Genomic DNA, 15,684 nt, shown 5'->3' with positions numbered 1-15,684 from the left:
GTCGCTCACAGGAGGTATTTATCATGCAGATGCAAGACTATGAATTCTGGTTTGTGGTGGGCAGTCAGTTCCTGTACGGCCCCGAAGTGCTGGAGACGGTGGCCAAGCGCGCCGCCGAGATGACCGATGTGCTCAACGCCTCGGGCAACCTGCCCTGCAAGCTGGTGTACAAGGTCACCGCCAAGACCAACAAGGAGATCGCCGACGTGGTGCGGGAGGCCAACTACGACCCCCACTGCGCAGGCATCGTGACCTGGTGCCACACCTTCAGCCCCAGCAAAATGTGGATCAACGGCTTTGTGAACCTGCAGAAGCCCTATTGCCACTTCGCCACCCAGTACAACCGGGAGATCCCCAACGAGGAGATCGACATGGACTTCATGAACCTGAACCAGGCCGCCCACGGCGACCGTGAGCACGGGTTCATCGCCGCCCGGCTGCGCATGCCCCGCAAGATCATTGCCGGCTACTGGCAGGATGAGGAGATCCAGAAGCGCCTGGGCCGCTGGATGCGCACCGCGGTGGGCGTGGCGGTTTCCCGCGAGCTGAAGGTCATGCGCTTCGGCGACAACATGCGCGAAGTGGCCGTCACCGAGGGCGACAAGGTGGAAGTCCAGGCCAAGCTGGGCTGGCAGGTGAACACCTGGGCCGTGGGCGACCTGGTCAAGGTGATGAACGAGGTCACCGACGCCGAAATCGACGCTCTGATGGAAGTTTACCGCGCCAATTACGAAGTCGCCACCGACGATATCGACGCCATCCGCTACCAGGCCCGCGAGGAGATCGCCATCAAGAAGATGCTGGATGCGGAAGGGTGCAAGGCCTTCTCCAACACCTTCCAGGACCTCTACGGCATGGAGCAGCTGCCCGGTCTTGCCAGCCAGCACCTGATGGCCCAGGGCTACGGCTACGGCGGCGAGGGTGACTGGAAGGTGGCCGCCATGACCGCCATCCTGAAAGCCATGGGCGAGGGCGGCAACGGCTGCTCCCTGTTCATGGAGGACTATACCTACAACCTGGTGCCCGGTGCCGAGTACAGCCTGGGCGCCCACATGCTGGAGGTCTGCCCCTGCTGCGCGGCCCAGAAGCCCCGCATCGAGACCCATCCTCTGGGCATCGGCATGAACGAGAAAGATCCCGCACGTCTGGTCTTTGAGGGCAAGCCCGGCAAGGCCATCGTGGTGAGCCTCATCGACATGGGCGGCCGTCTGCGGCTGATCTGCCAGGATATCGAGTGCGTCAAGCCCATTCTGCCCATGCCCAACCTGCCGGTGGCCCGCGTCATGTGGAAAGCCCTGCCCAGCCTGACCACCGGTGTGGAGTGCTGGATCACGGCGGGCGGTGCCCATCACACCGTGCTGAGCTACGATGTCACCGCCGAGCAGATGCACGACTGGGCCAACATGATGGGCATCGAGTTTGTCCACATCGGCAAGGACACCACCCCCGAGAAGCTGGAGCATGACCTGTTCCTGGCGGACCTGGCCTGGAAACTGAAGTAAGCCCCACCCTCGCGAACAGAAAGGAAGTCTGTTTTTATGAAATTCTTCATTGATACCGCCAACGTGGAGGAAATCCGCAAGGCCAACGATATGGGCGTCATCGCGGGCGTCACCACCAACCCCAGCCTCATCGCCAAGGAAGGCCGCGACTACGCCGAGACCCTGGCCGAGATCGCCACCATCGTGGACGGTCCCATCAGCGGTGAGGTGAAAGCCACCACCACCGACGCCGAGACCATGGTAAAAGAAGGCGAGGCCATCTACGCCCTGGATCCCAAGCACATGGTGGTCAAGATCCCCATGACCGCCGAGGGCCTCAAGGCCATCAAAGCACTCTCCGCCAAGGGCATCCCCACCAACTGCACGCTGATCTTCTCGGCCAACCAGGCGCTGCTGGCCGCCCGGGCCGGCGCCACCTATGTCAGCCCCTTCCTGGGCCGTCTGGATGACATTTCCCAGCGGGGCATCGAACTCATCGAGACCATCCACGATATGTTCCTGAACTATCCCGATATCCAGACCCAGATCATCGCCGCCAGCGTGCGCAACCCCATCCATGTGACGGACTGCGCCCTGGCCGGTGCGGATATCGCTACCGTGCCCTACAAGGTCATCGAGCAGATGCTCCATCATCCGTTGACCGATTCGGGCATCGAGAAGTTCAAGGAAGACTACTGCAAGGTCTTTGGTGAGTGATATGACGAAAGAAGAGCGTTTGGGGCTGCAGATTGCAGCCTGCAAGGTGCGGATGGGCATCATCGAGGCCACCCACGGGGCGAAGTCCGGGCATCCGGGCGGCAGCCTGTCTGCGGCGGACCTGTTTGCCTACCTGTACAACCAGGAGATGCGCATCGACCCCGCCAACCCCAAGTGGGAGGACCGGGACCGGTTCGTGCTTTCCAAGGGTCACACGGCGCCGGGGCTCTACAGCGCGCTGGCCTACCGGGGATTCTTCCCGGTGGCCGACCTGCCCACCCTGCGTCACATCGACAGCTACCTCCAGGGTCACCCCAACATGAACACGGTGCCCGGCGTGGATATGTCCACCGGCAGCCTGGGCCAGGGCGTTTCCTGCGCCGCAGGCATGGCCAAAGCCGCCAAGTACCTGCACAAGGACGATGTTCGCGTCTACACCCTGCTGGGTGACGGCGAGATCGAGGAGGGCGAAGTGTGGGAATCCTTCCTCTTCGCCGCCAAGTACAAGCTGGACAATTTCTGCGTCATCATCGACCTGAACGGCCTGCAGATCGACGGCCCCACCAGCGAAGTCATGCCCACCGACCCGGTGGACGCCAAGCTGCGGGACTTCGGGTTCCGCACGGTGTCCATCAACGGCCATGACTTTGTCCAGATGGATGATGCCTTCCAGTACTTCCACTGGCAGACCGGCGCGCCCACCGCCATCCTGATGCATACCACCAAGGGCAAGGGCGTCAGCTATATGGAAAACCAGGTGGGCTGGCACGGCAAGGCCCCCAACGATGAGGAATACAAGATCGCCATGGAGGAGCTCAAGGCCCAGCTGGCGGGACTGGAGGCACAGCTATGAGTGAGGTCAAAAAGATAGCCACCCGGGACAGCTACGGTGCGGCGCTGGTGGAACTGGCGCAGGACCATCCCGACGTGGTGGTGCTGGATGCCGACCTGGCCGCCGCCACAAAGACCGGCGTGTTCAAGAAAGCCTACCCCGACCGTCATTTTGACTGCGGCATTGCCGAGAGCAACATGATGGCCACCGCCGCCGGCATGGCGGCCATGGGGCTTGTGCCTTTCGCCTCCAGCTTTGCCATGTTCGCGGCGGGCCGCGCCTTCGAACAGGTGCGCAACTCCATCGGTTACCCCCACCTGAACGTGAAGATCGGTGCCACCCACGGCGGCATCTCGGTGGGCGAGGACGGTGCCTCCCACCAGTGCTGCGAGGATTTCGCGCTCATGCGCTCCATCCCCGGCATGACGGTGCTCTGCCCGTCGGACGACGTGGAAGCCCGCGCCGCCGTCAAGGCAGCCTACGAGCACCAGGGCCCCGTTTACCTGCGGTTCGGCCGTCTGGCGGTGCCCGTGATCCACGACGAAGCCAACTTTAAATTTGAAATCGGCAAGGGCGAGCAGCTCACCGAGGGCAACGACGTGGCGATCCTGGCCACCGGCCTGGAGGTGGGCGAAGCCCTCACTGCCGCCGAACAGCTGAAAAACGAGGGCATCCAGGCCCGGGTCATCAACCTCTGCACCATCAAGCCGCTGGACGAGGAAATCGTCATCAAGGCGGCCAAGGAATGTGGTGCCGTTGTCACCTGCGAGGAGCACAGCATCCTGGGCGGCCTGGGCGAAGCGGTGGCCGCGGTGCTGGGCGAACAGTGCCCGACGAAGATGCGCCGTGTGGGCGTGAAGGATACCTTCGGCCATTCCGGCCCGGCCTGGGACCTGCTGGAACAGTTCGGCCTGCGTTCGGACGCCATTGTGGCGGCCGTGAAGGAGCTGGTCTGAGAGGACCGGGGAAGCCATGTTTGAACTGTGTGCTTCCATCCTGGCGGCGGATTTCGCCCATCTGTCCCGGGACGTGCAGACGGCGGAGGTGGCCGGTGTGGATGCCTTCCACATCGACATCATGGACGGCCACTTTGTGCCGGCCATCTCCTTCGGCACCGGCATGGTGCGCACCATGCGCAGCCTGACCCATAAGCCGCTGGACGTTCACCTGATGGTGGACCGCCCACAGGAGTTTGTGGCGGAACTGGCAGCGCTGGGTGCAGAACGGGTATCGGTGCACGCCGAAGTGCCGGGCGGCCCCGGCGAGGCCCTGGCGGCCATCCGGGCCGCGGGCATGCAGGCGGGCCTGGTGCTCAACCCCGAAACACCGCTGGAGACCGCAACGCCCTATCTGCCACAGATCGGCCAGCTGCTGCTCATGACGGTGCAGCCTGGGCGGGGCGGGCAGCCCTACCTGCCGGGCAGCAACGCCCGCATTGCAGCGGCCAAAACCCTGCTGCAAACCGCGCCCCACCCGGTGACCATCCAGGTGGACGGCGGCATCACGGCCAGAACCCTGCCCGGCGCTTACCAGGCAGGAGCGGGCAGCGTGGTATCGGGCAGCGCGGTCTTTGCCGGACCCATTGCCTTCAATGTAAGAGCATTGCGGTACGCCATTTAAACTTGCGTATCGCTCCCTATTCAAAAACGTGCCGACTCTTCGGAGCCGGCACGCTTTTTTTAATAGATAAACCACAAGCTTAGCTTGTGGTTTATCTATTAATACAAAAAACTCCGGGCCCCGCAAAGGGGTCCGGAGTTTGGAGGTTATGTAAACTTACATGCCCAGGAAGAACTTGCAGAACAACGCGGCCAGCACGGCGCCCACAAAGGGGGCGGTGCCGGGGACCAGCAGGCCGTACTGCCAGTCGTTGTCGGCCTTGTTGCGGATGGGCAGCACCTGATAGGCCAGCCGCGGTCCCAAGTCACGGGCCTGGTTCATGGCGAATCCGGTGGTGCCGCCGAAGCCCATGCCCACGGCCCACACCAGGATGCCCACACCCAGGGGCAGCCAGGTTTCATAGTTCTTGGCGATGGCCAGGATGGCGGTCAGGAACACCGTGGTGGCGAAGGCTTCCACAAAGTAGTTGCGGGGCAGGTCCCGCATGGGCGGGTTGGTGGAGAAGATATTGCGCACCGCGATGGGGTCCACTTCCTTCTCGCTGGCGCGGAACTGGTCGGCGTACATGACGTAGCAGATCAGGGCACCCACAAAGGCACCGGCCATCTCGGCGATGGCGTAGGGGATGAAGGCGGTCCAGGGGATCATGCCCAGGATGGCCTGGGCCAGCGCCATGGCGGGATTCAGGCAGACGCCGCCGAAGATTATCAGCACCACCGAGATGCCGAAGCCCCAGGTGGTGATGGCGAACAGGTGGCCGGAACCGCGGTACTTGCTGTTTTTCAGCACCTCATCGCAGTGCACGCCCACACCGAAAACGATCATCAGGCCGGTTCCCAGGAACTCGGCGAGAACATTGTGCAACATGATTCTACTCTCCCCACTGTTACTGAACTACGACAGACAGGCCATCGGGAATGACGGCCACACGGGCATCCTCGCCCATCTGCCGGAAGGCGCGGGCCAGGGCCTCGTCCACGGTGGGCACCAGGTCCATGTGCAGGGCGGCGGCGATGGCGGGATCCAGCAGATCGGACACCAGGATCACATGGTACTTCACCAGGATGCGGGCCAGGATCTGGCTGGTCCACTGCTCGGGCACCGTCTCCAGACGGGGCGTGGCGGCCGCATGCTCCAGGAATGCCTTGGGGGATTCCGCCTTGGCGATGTTGTCGAAGAAGGCCTGTCCGCCGTGACCGTCACGGCAGCCCGCCACCATGATGATGACGCCGCCCTCCCGGACGGTGGCCTCGGCGGCGGTCATGCCCTTGACGGCCTGGTAGACGTTCTGGTCCAGCGGGTAGCCGCCGTTGGTGGAGATGGCGATGTCGCAGGGGACCTTGTCCACACGGGCCAGGTCGTTGACGAAGCGGCAGCCCGTCAGGTGGGCTTCCTCCACGTCACCGGCAAAGGAGCCGATGATCTGCTTTTCCTCGTTGAGCACCACGTTGACGATGAAGGCCAGCTTGGCGGCATGGGCGGCAAAGACCATGTCGGCATGGATGCGGTTGCCCTGCAGGTTGCCGGTACGGCACTGGGGGGAGGCGATGAACTCGCCGCAGTGGTTGGCCTGTATGGTCTTGTAGCTGGCGATGCCGGGCAGCACCGACTTGCGTCCGCCCGAAAAACCGGCGAAGAAGTGGGCCTCGATGAAGCCCTCGGCCAGCAGCAAGTCGGCCTCGGTGGCCACCCGGTTGATCAGGCAGTGGCCGCCGCTGGGCAGCACGCCCACGTCCACCATGGCGGCGTCGTCCCGGGCGTCATGCATGACGATCTCCTCGTGGTCCAAGATCTCCTCGCCGTACTTGGCCACCAGCTCTTCCCGGGTGGAAGCGCGGTGGAAGCCGGTGGCCACCAGGATGCGGATGCGGGCATCGGGGGCTACGCTGCGGATGCGGCGCAGCAGGATGGGCATGATGATGGCCGACGGCACCGGGCGGGTGTGGTCAGAGCTGATGATGACGATGTTTTTCTTGCCCTTGGCCAGTTCCTCCAGACGGGGGCTGCCGATGGGATGGTCGAGGGAATCTTCCACCAGCTCGGCACCGGTCTTCCTGGCCTGGTAGGATGCCTGGTGGGACACCAGCACACCGGCCAGATTCTTCTCCGGAATATGCAGAGTCTGCGTTCCGGTATCATAAGGCAAGCGAATCTCTTTCATGATGGGGCACTTCCTTTTGTTTTTATCGCTGCTTTCCAAAAGCGTTGTGCAGTATAGCACAGGGAATACTGGACAGCTACCCCAAAAGATGGTATCATTTGTTACAGAGAAAGGAGCGATCATACGATGGACAGCGACGCCTACCTGTTGAAGCAGCTGGAACAGTGGGGCTACACGCCGGAGGAGCGTCCCCGGCACACCTACCTGGCCTACTGCGGGCTGGAGCAGCCCTTCACCTACGTGCTGGCCCACGGGGTGGTGAAGACCAGCATCGTGCTGAAAAACGGCAGGGAGTTCAACATCGCCTACCTGAAAGGCCCGTCGCTGATCTCCCTTTTGCGGGACGAGGTGTCCACCTTCACCAGCGCGCCCTTCAACATCCGGGTGGAGAGCGACACCGCCACCTTTTACAAGGTGCCCCGGGTGGCGCTGTGGAAGAACCTCAACCGGGACCCGGCGCTGCAGCAGTACGTGAAGGAGTACTACCGCCAGCGCTGGAACGAGAGCATCCGCAACCAGCAGCTCATGGCCATGAACAGCAAGCGGGGGGTCATCTGCGGGTTCCTGCTCAACCTGGCCCAGCAGTTCGGGCGGCAGGTGCCGGAGGGCATCCTCATCGACTTCGCCGTGCCCTATGAGGACATCGCCGGATTCTGCGGCATCTCCACCCGCAACAGTGTCAACCGGCTCATCACCCAGCTGCGGGCGGACGGCCTGCTGGAACTGCGCAACCACCATCTGCTCATCCCTTCCCTGGACCGGCTGCGGGAGGAAATCGCCCAGTAAACGCAAAAACAGACGGCCCCGCGGGGGACCGTCTGTCTTTTATATTCTATATAAGGAAAGGATCACGCCTGGGGCAGGGGGAAGGTGCTGCCGCCGTGGGGCATGAGGGTGGTCTCCACGCCCTTCAGGCTGCCGCCGTTGCAGGCCGCCGCCAGGGCCAGGGCTTCGTCCAGCGTCCTGGCCACCTGGATTTTGGTGCGGGCGAACCGCTCCCTGGGCAGGTCGGTGACCACGATCAGGTGGTAGGTCTCGGAGCTCTCGGCAAAGAGGAATCCCACGAAGCCGCCGATGGAGAAGTGGGCGCGCAGGGATTTTTCCCGGTCCTCCATGGTGTCGAAGTCGCAGATCTGGGCCTCGCAGTCGGGGTCGCCGAAGCCCTCCCGGCACTGGGACAGCAAAATCATCGTGCCGCCCGGGGCCACCGCCGCCAGGGCGTTGGAGAGGGTCTTGGAGGTCTGGTAGAGGTTGATATCCTTGGGGTAGCCGCCGGCGCTGGCGATGACCAGCGGGGTGCGGCGGGGAATGGGCACGCCGTCCAGCTGCTCCACCACCTTGGCCGCCGCGGCGTGGGCTTCCCGCCAGTCACCGGCGAAGGCGCCCACGATCTGGTAGTTGTCGTCCACGATGACGTTGAGCAGGTAGGCCGGCTTGGCAAAGGCGGCGCACTCCATCAGGTCGCTGTGGAAGGGGTTGCTGTCCGTCATGTTGCCGTTGCAGGCCTTGGGGTTGGAACCGCTGCCCAGCCCCTTGTTCAGGGCGTTGTTGTGGTTGGTGTTGATGGTCTCCCGGCCGGCGATGCCCGGCACGATGGACTTGCGTCCGCCGCCGAAGCCTGCCAGGAAATGGTAGACCACGCCGCCCGTGAGGATGATCTTGTCGCAGGCCATGGCGTAGCTGTTCAGCCACACCGGGGTGCCCCGGCTGGTGGTGCCCATGTAGGTCAGGTGTTCCTTGTCGTCACAGTTGTGGTCGCGGAACTGAATGCGGCGGTAGAGGTCCTCCCCCACCAGGGAGATGTGCTCCTCTTCGGTCTGCTGGCGATGGGTGCCGGTGGCGCAGAGGATGAGGATGTCCTTGTCGGGGATGCCGGCCTGGTTGAGCCGCTCCACCAGGATGGGCAGGTAGGTGCTGGGCTGCTGCCAGCGGCGGGTGGTGTCCGAGATGACGATGCAGACCTTGTCTCCGGGATGGACCGCCTCCGAGAGGGGCCCCGCGCCGATGGGATGGTCCAGGGCATACTCGATGTGTTCCCGCACGGTGCGCTTGGGCAGGTTCACCGTGTTGGCATGGACTTCCGCCACCACCTGGGCGGGGTCCAGGGATACCGGAAAAGCGGTATCGCTGTACTTCATACTTTCCATATTTTGTCGCCTTTTATGTCAAAATTCTATCTATAATGATAGCACGCTCCACCGCAAAATGCAAGAAAACCACATGGCCTCGACATCTTGACAAGACCGCGGCTGTTGCCCTATAACCGCCCTGAAAGAAACTTTTTTGTGTGCATTTTTTGTTCGGTGTATGGAAGAAAAGCGCCGGCAGTACGACCGGCGGGAAGGAAGCACTATGCTGCGGGTCTTTTTGGTTGAGGATGAGAGTACCATTCGGGAAGCACTGCGGGATACCGTGCCCTGGAACCAGGTGGGGTACGAGTTCGTGGGGGAGGCCGGCGACGGCGAGATGGCGCTGCCCCTGCTGCGGCAGGTGAAGCCCGACGTGCTGCTCACCGACATCCGCATGCCCTTCATGGACGGGCTGGAACTGAGCAAACTGGTGCTCAAGGAGTTCCCCCGCACCAAGATCATCATTCTGTCGGGGTACGACGACTTCGACTACGCCCGCAAGGCCATCGACCTGGGGGTGGAGCGGTATCTTCTGAAGCCGGTGACCAAGAGTACGCTGACCCAGGTGCTCACCGAGGTGAAGGAGAAGATCGAGAGCGAGACCGAGCAGCAGAACTACCTGAAGCGGTTCCGGCTGGAGGCCCAGGAGTACGAGCAGTACACCCGGCTGCAGTTCATGGAGCAGGTGGTGGGCGGTGCCCTGAGCGTGCCCCAGATCTACGAGCAGGCCCAGCGGCTGGAACTGGACGTGCGGGCCGAGCGGTACGCCCTGGCCTTTTTCTCCACCCCCTCGGACAGTCCGCTGCGGGAGAAGCAGTTTTCCGAGGCCAACCTGCGCATCCGGGACGTCCTGATGACCAACTTCCTGAAATATCCCGAATATCTTCTGCTCCACTGGCGGCTCAACACCTATCTGGTGCTCATCATGGGCAGCGCCGACGCCATCGACAACTGGACCCGGCGGGCGGTGGACCTGGTACAGCAGGTCTACACGGCGGAGAGTTCGGTGGCAGAGTGGTATGTGGCGGTGTCGCCGGTGGTGACCCGGCTCAGCGCGCTGCCCGGCTGTTTCGAGACGCTGTCCCGGCTGTGGAGCTACCGGCACATCCTGCCCAAACAGCACATCTTCACCGAGGAGAACACCGCCTTCCTGGGCAGCCAGGAGAGCGGCGGCAGCCTGGCGGCGCTGGACCCCGCCCGGATGAATCCCGCCATTCTGCGCAACTTCCTGGAATCCGCCGACGCCAACGAGGCGGAGAACTTCGTGGAGCAGTATCTGTGCAACGTGGGCAGCGCCCTGGATTCCCCGGCGCTGCGGCAGTATCTGGCGTTGAGCGCCTACTTCTGCGCCGCCGGCTTCATCCAGGAGCTGGGCGGTGACCCGGCCCAGCTGGCCGACGGTCTGGAGGACCGGCAGCTGCTGAGCCAGGCCATCGCGCCCCAGACGCTGCGGGACTGCCTGCTGCAGATCCTGCTCAAGACGCTGCAGTTGCGGGACAACGCCTCCAGCCGGCAGGGGCGCAGCCTCTTCCGGCAGGCGGTGCTCTATCTGGAGGAGCACTACACCGACGAGAGCCTCTCCCTCAACCAGGTGGCGCGGGAGATCAGCGTCAGCGCCAACTATCTGTCGGCGGTGTTCAGCCAGGAGATGGGGATGACCTTCACCGAGTATGTGACCGGCAAACGGATGGAGAAGGCCAAGGAACTGCTGCGCACCACCAACAAGCGCTCGGGGGAGGTAGCCTTCGCCGTGGGGTATCGTGACCCCCACTATTTCAGCTTCCTGTTCAAGAAGACCCAGGGCTGCACGCCCCGGGATTACCGCACGGGAGGTGGCAAGGCATGAGAAAAAGACCTTCCGGTCCGGCGCCCATCCAGCGGACCATGAGCCGGCTGGTGCTGCCGGTGGTGATCTCGGCCGCCCTGTTTGCGATGGTGCTGCTGCTCATGACCGCCCATACCATGCGGTACAACGCCCTGCTGCACAACGTGACCACCGCCTCGGAGTTCAACCAGGACTTCAAATCCAGCATCGACCAGAAGATGTACTACTATGTCATCGACAGCCGCTATTCCGAGGGGCTGCCCCTGGACGAGGTGGAGGCGGCCCAGAAGCTGGCCCGGGAACTGCTGAACACCACCACCCAGCGGGAAAGCCGGCTGGCCATCAGCAGCGTGCTGCGGCTGTGCGAGAACCTGGAGGAAAAGATCTACCAGATCCGGGACACCGAGTCCTACGACGAGCAGCAGACCCAGCTGGAAAACAACATCAACGTCATCACCAGCCTGATCCAGGAGTACATGTACAACTACAAAATTGTCAAGGAACAGCAGGTAGAACGACAAGGAATTTTTCTTACAAATTTCTGTATGAAAAAAACAGATGATTTTTTGCTTGGAATGGAGAAAATGATGATTATTTTAATAACAGGAGCATCGCATACAGGTAAAACAGTACTTGCTCAAAAATTGCTCGAAAAATACAAATATCCCTATTTTTCAATAGACCATTTGAAAATGGGTTTAATTCGTAGTGGTTACACGAAACTCACACCTGAAGATGATGCCGAACTTGAAGCATATATGTGGCCTATTATTCGTGAAATGATAAAAACAGCCATAGAAAACAAGCAAGATCTTGTTATTGAAGGTGGGTATATTCCTTTCGATTGGAAAAAGGATTTTACAGAGGAGTATCTTGATAATATCAAATTTTATTGTCTTGTGATGAGTGAAAACTATATTAAAAATCATTTTGACGATATAAAAAAATACGCAAGTGCTGTAGAAAATCGTATAGATGATGATTGGTGTACTATGGAAAGTGTTTTAGAAGATAATGTGCAGTTTTCGGAACTTGCAAAAAAGCATAATGCCAATATTGTACTTGTTGATGATAAGTATGATATAAATATTGATTTATGAAGACAGCTCCCAGTTTGCTATTCTACACACATCGGGTCAACTTGTCCCGAACTTTTACAACTAAATACCCGCTGCTCACACAGCGGCACACCGAGCAGGAAATCTGAAAAAGGTATCCTGCTTTTTTTCTGCCCAAAATGAGGTGGTAAAACGCCACCCCATCCACCAATTAGCGAAAGGAGGGACACGAAATGCCCTGTCCACAGGTAGTGTCAACATTCTTTCGCAAATTTAGTTTGCAGTCTCTGGAATAAATGAAGTCAGCCGGCAATGGAGGTGCCCTCAAAGGCTGCCTCCAGATGCTTCATGTTCATGTACTTTTTGTTGCCCCACTGGGTACCAGCCACATGGCGCAGCCGGGCACAAACCAGCATAAGGGCTGAATTGCCGTCCGGAAAACTACCCACCACGCGAGTGCGGCGGCGGATCTCCCGGTTCAGCCGTTCAATGACGTTGTTGGTGCGGATACGAGTCCAATGTTCGCTGGGAAAATCGCAGTAGGTCAGCGTTTCTTCAATGCCGTCCTCCACCTTCTTGGCCGCTTCTTTCAGCTTCATGGAGCGCAGTTCTTCTACCACAGCTCTGGCTTTATCTCGAGCAGCTTTTTTACTTTCCTGGGCGTGGATCGCTTTGAGCATCTTGGCCACCAGCTTTGCCTTGGAACGCGGTGTAACAGCAAACACATTCCGGTAAAAGTGGACTGTACACCGTTGGTATTTAGCCTCGGGGAACACTTCACCCACAGCCTCCAACATCCCAAGGCACTTGTCACCAACCACCAATTTAACCCCATCCAAACCACGGCCGCGGAGCCACTGAAAGAAATTGACCCAACTGGCCTTGTCTTCTTTCATGCCCTCGGCTGCACCAAGAACCTCGCGGTAGCCATCCTCGTTGACCGCAATGGCTACCAGAATAGCTACATTTTCAAACTCTCCGCCCCAGTTGCGGCGCAGGTAGATTCCATCCACGTAGACATACGGATACCGTCCGCCTTGCAGAGGGCGGTTCCGCCAATCCTCGATGTGGACATACGCTTTCTTGTTCAGCTCACTAATGGTAGACGGCGACACCTTGCTGCCCCACAGGGCCTCGGTAATATCTTCCACGCGCCGGACGGATACGCCTGCCAGGTACATCTCGATGAGTGCTTCTTCTACGCTGCTTTCGCGGCGGCGATACCGCTCAATGATGGCGGTTTCAAAAGAGATGCCCTTGAGCTTGGGAACCCTGAGGATAACATCTCCGGAAGTGGTAGTGAGATTACGGTTGTAGTGACCGCTACGATAACCCTGACGCTGCTCATTACGCTCATAGGAATAGTGGTTCAGCGATTCGTGGGGCTTGCCCTCGGCGTCGATGCCGGTCCAGGTCTCCCACACCGTGTTGGCGCTCTTGCCGACCTCGTACAGCCAGCCCGGGGCCTCCGGCTGGAGCAGCAGCCGGTAGGCGGTGTCGGTGTAGCCGTACCGGGCCAGCACGCCGCACAGGTAGGGCGTGGAGAGAAAGCCGGTGTTCAGATGGTAGCCGTTGTCCACCACCATCCGGTTGAGAGTATCGGCGGCTGCCCGGCATTCCGCCTCGTCCAGCAGGCCGAAGGCGATGGGCCGCACATACTCGCACTGGCGGTCCGAATGGATGGTGCCGTTTTCGGTGAAGGCCGCCCGGTAGGCCTTGGCCGCCTTATCGGCGGTGTCCCGGTACCGGTTCGCGTCCTCCTGGTGGCCCAGCACGGCTGCGATCTCGGCTAGCAGCCGTCCCGAGTAGGCCAGGTAGGCCGTGCCCACGCTCTTGCGGGGGGTGGCCATGGCCTGCATGGGGGTCACCCCCGGCTCGCACCACTCGCCGTAGTCCGGCCCGTTGAGCACCGTATACTTGGCGTATTCACCGCCCTGCTGTTCTTCGGTGGTCTGTTGGGCACGGCCCAGCAGAAAGGCGTACCACCGCTGCATCATCCCGTAGTTGTCGGCCAGGATGCGGCGGTCGCCGGTGCGCTGGTAGAGGGCGTAGGGCACGAGAATCGCCGCGTCGCCCCACCCGGCGGACATGCACAGCATGGGGGTCATATACCCGGGGCGGCTGTTGGGCGGGGCAATGTTGGCCATCCGGCCGTCAGGGTACTGGTTCAGGCGGCATTCCACCAGCCACTTGGCCACCACCGGGTAGCAGTCCATCAGCGTCAGGCCGGTCTCGATGAAGACCCCCATGTCCCCGGTCCAGCCCGCCCGCTCCCGGGTGGGGCAGTCGGTGGGAATGTCGCAGAAGTTGCCCTTCTGGCTCCAGATGCTGTTGGCCACCAGCTTGTTCACCGCCTCATTGCCGCAGGTGAAGGAGCCGGTCACCGCCATGTCGGAGTAGACCGCATGGGCGGTGAAGACGGCCTCCGTCAGGTCGGCGTCGGTCTCCACCCTGGCGTACTGGAAGCCCATGATCGTGAAGCTGGGCTTCCAGTGGTTCACTCCCTCCTTGCAGACCAGTTCCAGCATCTGGGCGGTGCCGCCCTCCTTGTGGCGGGCCCGGTCCTGGAAGTTCTCCTGGGTGAAGTTGCCGTTTTCGTCCAGCGTCTCCCCGCAGGTCAGAAGCACCTTCTGTCCCGCGTGGGCGGTGAGGGTCATCTCCACATACCCGGCCATGTTCTGGCCGAAATCCAGCACGGTTTCCCCGTTGGGGGTGGTGAAGAGCCGCCCGGGGAAGGCCTCCTGCTCCCGGATGGCCACTGTGTTCATGCCGGTGAGGGGCAGGGCATCCCGGTAGGCGCGCACCCCGTGCCAGCCGGAGAGGGGCCCTTCCAGCCGGGCGTCGTACACCTCGCCCTGCTGTAAATCGTTCTGGCGGATGGGCCCCTGCTGGGTGGCCTCCATGGCCTCGTCGGAGACACAGACCGCCTTGCCGTCCACCTCCAGCTGGAAGAGCACCCCCAGGGTATCGCCGAAGAGGTTGCGGTCGCCGTCCACGCCGCTGGTGCTGCGGTACCAGCCGTCCCCCAGGGCCAGGAGCAGCTCGTTTTCACCGTCCTGCAGCAGGTCGGTCACGTCGTAGGTCTGGACGCCCAGGTGCTTGTCGGCGGTGAAACTGCCGGGAGCCAGCACCATGTCGCCCACCCGCTTGCCGTTGAGCCAGGCCACATAGAGCCCCTTGGCCGTGATGTAGAGCCGCCCGCGGCCTGCCGGGGCGGTGAAGGTTTTTCGCAGATAGGAGGCCGGGCGGTGGGGCTGGTAGGGCTCCGCCGCTCCCTTGCCGGCCGCCTCCTTCTCGGCCTGCTTGCGCTCCCGGCGGGGGCGGGCAAAGGCGTTGATGGCGTCGTCGCCGGGAATCTCCACCGGCTCGGTCTCGGGGTCCACCCACAGCCCCTGCCAGTCCCCGGCAGTCAGGCCTGTTTCAAAGGTGGCTTCGCTCCAGGGGCCGGGCTGGTCGTTCTCGTCCCACAGCCGGATCTGCCAGGCCCCGCGCACCCGGGACCCCGTCACGGCGGGGGCCTCGGCGTGCATGCGGCGGCTGACCACCTTGCCGCTCTCCCACAGGGGAGCGCCGTCGGCGGTCAGCCGGATTTCATAGGCGGTCTGGCGCAGCCCATCAGTGCATTGCCAGGACAAAAACAGCGGGCCGCCGTCCATTCCCAGGGGGCTCGTCAGGTGATTGGTCTGTAGTTTGGTTGCTTGCATGGTTCTGCCGTCCTTTCCCTTTGCGATTGTTCCCATTATAGCGGAAAATCCGGCCGTTTACGGGGTGGGAATTTGCAAGAAAGGATGATTTTTTGTGAACTTGCCGGGCACAGGAAAACCCGGGGCAAACAAAAAGCCCGCGGCCTGCAAACCCCAG

The 15,684-nt window shown here is 61.5% G+C and carries 12 protein-coding genes and 1 pseudogene; 8 read left to right on the top strand and 5 right to left on the bottom strand.

All coding sequences use genetic code 11. The features are described 5' to 3' along the window. The first annotated feature begins 23 nt into the window (after positions 1–23). The 5 genes from araA to ABGT73_RS10980 are packed head-to-tail and all read left to right on the top strand — an operon-like array spanning position 24 to position 4,650. On the top strand, positions 24–1,502 hold the full coding sequence (gene araA, locus ABGT73_RS11000; protein WP_346669745.1) for an L-arabinose isomerase: 1,479 nt from the start codon (positions 24–26) through the stop codon (positions 1,500–1,502). Between the two features lie 36 nt (positions 1,503–1,538). Then, a complete protein-coding gene (gene fsa, locus ABGT73_RS10995) occupies positions 1,539–2,198 on the top strand; it encodes a fructose-6-phosphate aldolase (RefSeq protein WP_346669744.1) in 660 nt (219 codons plus the stop codon). Position 2,199: 1 nt separating this feature from the next. Continuing rightward, entirely contained in the window at positions 2,200–3,051 is an 852-nt protein-coding gene (locus ABGT73_RS10990; RefSeq protein ID WP_346668072.1) for a transketolase, read from the top strand. After that, the gene (locus ABGT73_RS10985) at positions 3,048–3,986 is read left to right on the top strand and encodes a transketolase family protein (protein WP_346669743.1); all 939 of its coding nucleotides are present in this window, start codon (positions 3,048–3,050) and stop codon (positions 3,984–3,986) included. Before ABGT73_RS10990 ends, ABGT73_RS10985 begins: the two co-directional genes overlap by 4 nt. 16 nt (positions 3,987–4,002) lie before the next feature. Further along, positions 4,003–4,650, top strand: coding sequence for a ribulose-phosphate 3-epimerase (locus ABGT73_RS10980; RefSeq protein ID WP_346669742.1), 648 nt, complete (start codon positions 4,003–4,005; stop codon positions 4,648–4,650). 156 nt (positions 4,651–4,806) lie between these two features. Here the strand turns inward: ABGT73_RS10980 and larD are convergent, their stop codons facing one another. Then, positions 4,807–5,517, bottom strand: a complete 711-nt coding sequence (gene larD / locus ABGT73_RS10975) for a D/L-lactic acid transporter LarD (RefSeq protein ID WP_346669741.1) — start codon at positions 5,515–5,517, stop codon at positions 4,807–4,809. A gap of 19 nt (positions 5,518–5,536) precedes the next feature. Further along, positions 5,537–6,811: a nickel-dependent lactate racemase gene (gene larA / locus ABGT73_RS10970; protein ID WP_346669740.1), complete on the bottom strand. Its 1,275-nt coding sequence runs from the start codon at positions 6,809–6,811 to the stop codon at positions 5,537–5,539. Between the two features lie 126 nt (positions 6,812–6,937). On the opposite strand from larA (ABGT73_RS10970), the gene ABGT73_RS10965 reads away from it, so the two are divergent. Beyond that, complete coding sequence (locus ABGT73_RS10965) at positions 6,938–7,597, top strand: Crp/Fnr family transcriptional regulator (protein ID WP_346669739.1); 660 nt, start codon at positions 6,938–6,940, stop codon at positions 7,595–7,597. A 62-nt stretch (positions 7,598–7,659) separates the two neighbouring features. Here the strand turns inward: ABGT73_RS10965 and larA (ABGT73_RS10960) are convergent, their stop codons facing one another. Continuing rightward, positions 7,660–8,958 carry a nickel-dependent lactate racemase gene (gene larA, locus ABGT73_RS10960; protein WP_346669738.1) on the bottom strand — a complete coding sequence of 433 codons (1,299 nt, stop codon included), beginning with the start codon at positions 8,956–8,958 and terminating at the stop codon, positions 7,660–7,662. Between the two features lie 205 nt (positions 8,959–9,163). Here larA (ABGT73_RS10960) and ABGT73_RS10955 point away from each other — a divergent pair, with 205 nt between their 5' ends. Together ABGT73_RS10955 and ABGT73_RS10950 are read left to right on the top strand one after the other, a co-directional pair. Further along, on the top strand, positions 9,164–10,786 hold the full coding sequence (locus ABGT73_RS10955; protein ID WP_346669737.1) for a response regulator: 1,623 nt from the start codon (positions 9,164–9,166) through the stop codon (positions 10,784–10,786). Continuing rightward, positions 10,783–11,865 carry a hypothetical protein gene (locus tag ABGT73_RS10950; protein WP_346669736.1) on the top strand — a complete coding sequence of 361 codons (1,083 nt, stop codon included), beginning with the start codon at positions 10,783–10,785 and terminating at the stop codon, positions 11,863–11,865. The genes ABGT73_RS10955 and ABGT73_RS10950 overlap by 4 nt, the downstream gene beginning before the upstream one ends. 260 nt (positions 11,866–12,125) lie before the next feature. Here ABGT73_RS10950 and ABGT73_RS10945 read toward each other — a convergent pair whose 3' ends face one another. After that, entirely contained in the window at positions 12,126–14,213 is a 2,088-nt protein-coding gene (locus ABGT73_RS10945; RefSeq protein WP_346670333.1) for an IS256 family transposase, read from the bottom strand. Positions 14,214–14,237: 24 nt separating this feature from the next. After that, positions 14,238–15,353: pseudogene (locus ABGT73_RS10940) on the bottom strand (family 78 glycoside hydrolase catalytic domain); the annotation flags it as partial. Positions 15,354–15,684 lie beyond the last annotated feature (331 nt).

The sequence above is a fragment of the uncultured Subdoligranulum sp. genome, assembly GCF_963931595.1.
Classification (GTDB): domain Bacteria; phylum Bacillota; class Clostridia; order Oscillospirales; family Ruminococcaceae; genus Gemmiger.
Note: the sequence above shows the minus strand (reverse complement) of the source record. Positions and strands in the feature narration are given on the sequence as shown.

What these genes read in the sequence shown, in the direction of transcription:
- araA (WP_346669745.1), top strand. Translation starts at nt 24, where the DNA reads ATGCAGATGCAAGACTATGAATTCTGGTTTGTGGTGGGCAGTCAGTTC.
- fsa (WP_346669744.1), top strand. Translation starts at nt 1,539, where the DNA reads ATGAAATTCTTCATTGATACCGCCAACGTGGAGGAAATCCGCAAGGCC.
- ABGT73_RS10990 (WP_346668072.1), top strand. Translation starts at nt 2,200, where the DNA reads ATGACGAAAGAAGAGCGTTTGGGGCTGCAGATTGCAGCCTGCAAGGTG.
- ABGT73_RS10985 (WP_346669743.1), top strand. Translation starts at nt 3,048, where the DNA reads ATGAGTGAGGTCAAAAAGATAGCCACCCGGGACAGCTACGGTGCGGCG.
- ABGT73_RS10980 (WP_346669742.1), top strand. Translation starts at nt 4,003, where the DNA reads ATGTTTGAACTGTGTGCTTCCATCCTGGCGGCGGATTTCGCCCATCTG.
- larD (WP_346669741.1), bottom strand. Translation starts at nt 5,517, where the DNA reads ATGTTGCACAATGTTCTCGCCGAGTTCCTGGGAACCGGCCTGATGATC.
- larA (WP_346669740.1), bottom strand. Translation starts at nt 6,811, where the DNA reads ATGAAAGAGATTCGCTTGCCTTATGATACCGGAACGCAGACTCTGCAT.
- ABGT73_RS10965 (WP_346669739.1), top strand. Translation starts at nt 6,938, where the DNA reads ATGGACAGCGACGCCTACCTGTTGAAGCAGCTGGAACAGTGGGGCTAC.
- larA (WP_346669738.1), bottom strand. Translation starts at nt 8,958, where the DNA reads ATGGAAAGTATGAAGTACAGCGATACCGCTTTTCCGGTATCCCTGGAC.
- ABGT73_RS10955 (WP_346669737.1), top strand. Translation starts at nt 9,164, where the DNA reads ATGCTGCGGGTCTTTTTGGTTGAGGATGAGAGTACCATTCGGGAAGCA.
- ABGT73_RS10950 (WP_346669736.1), top strand. Translation starts at nt 10,783, where the DNA reads ATGAGAAAAAGACCTTCCGGTCCGGCGCCCATCCAGCGGACCATGAGC.
- ABGT73_RS10945 (WP_346670333.1), bottom strand. Translation starts at nt 14,213, where the DNA reads ATGGCGGTGACCGGCTCCTTCACCTGCGGCAATGAGGCGGTGAACAAG.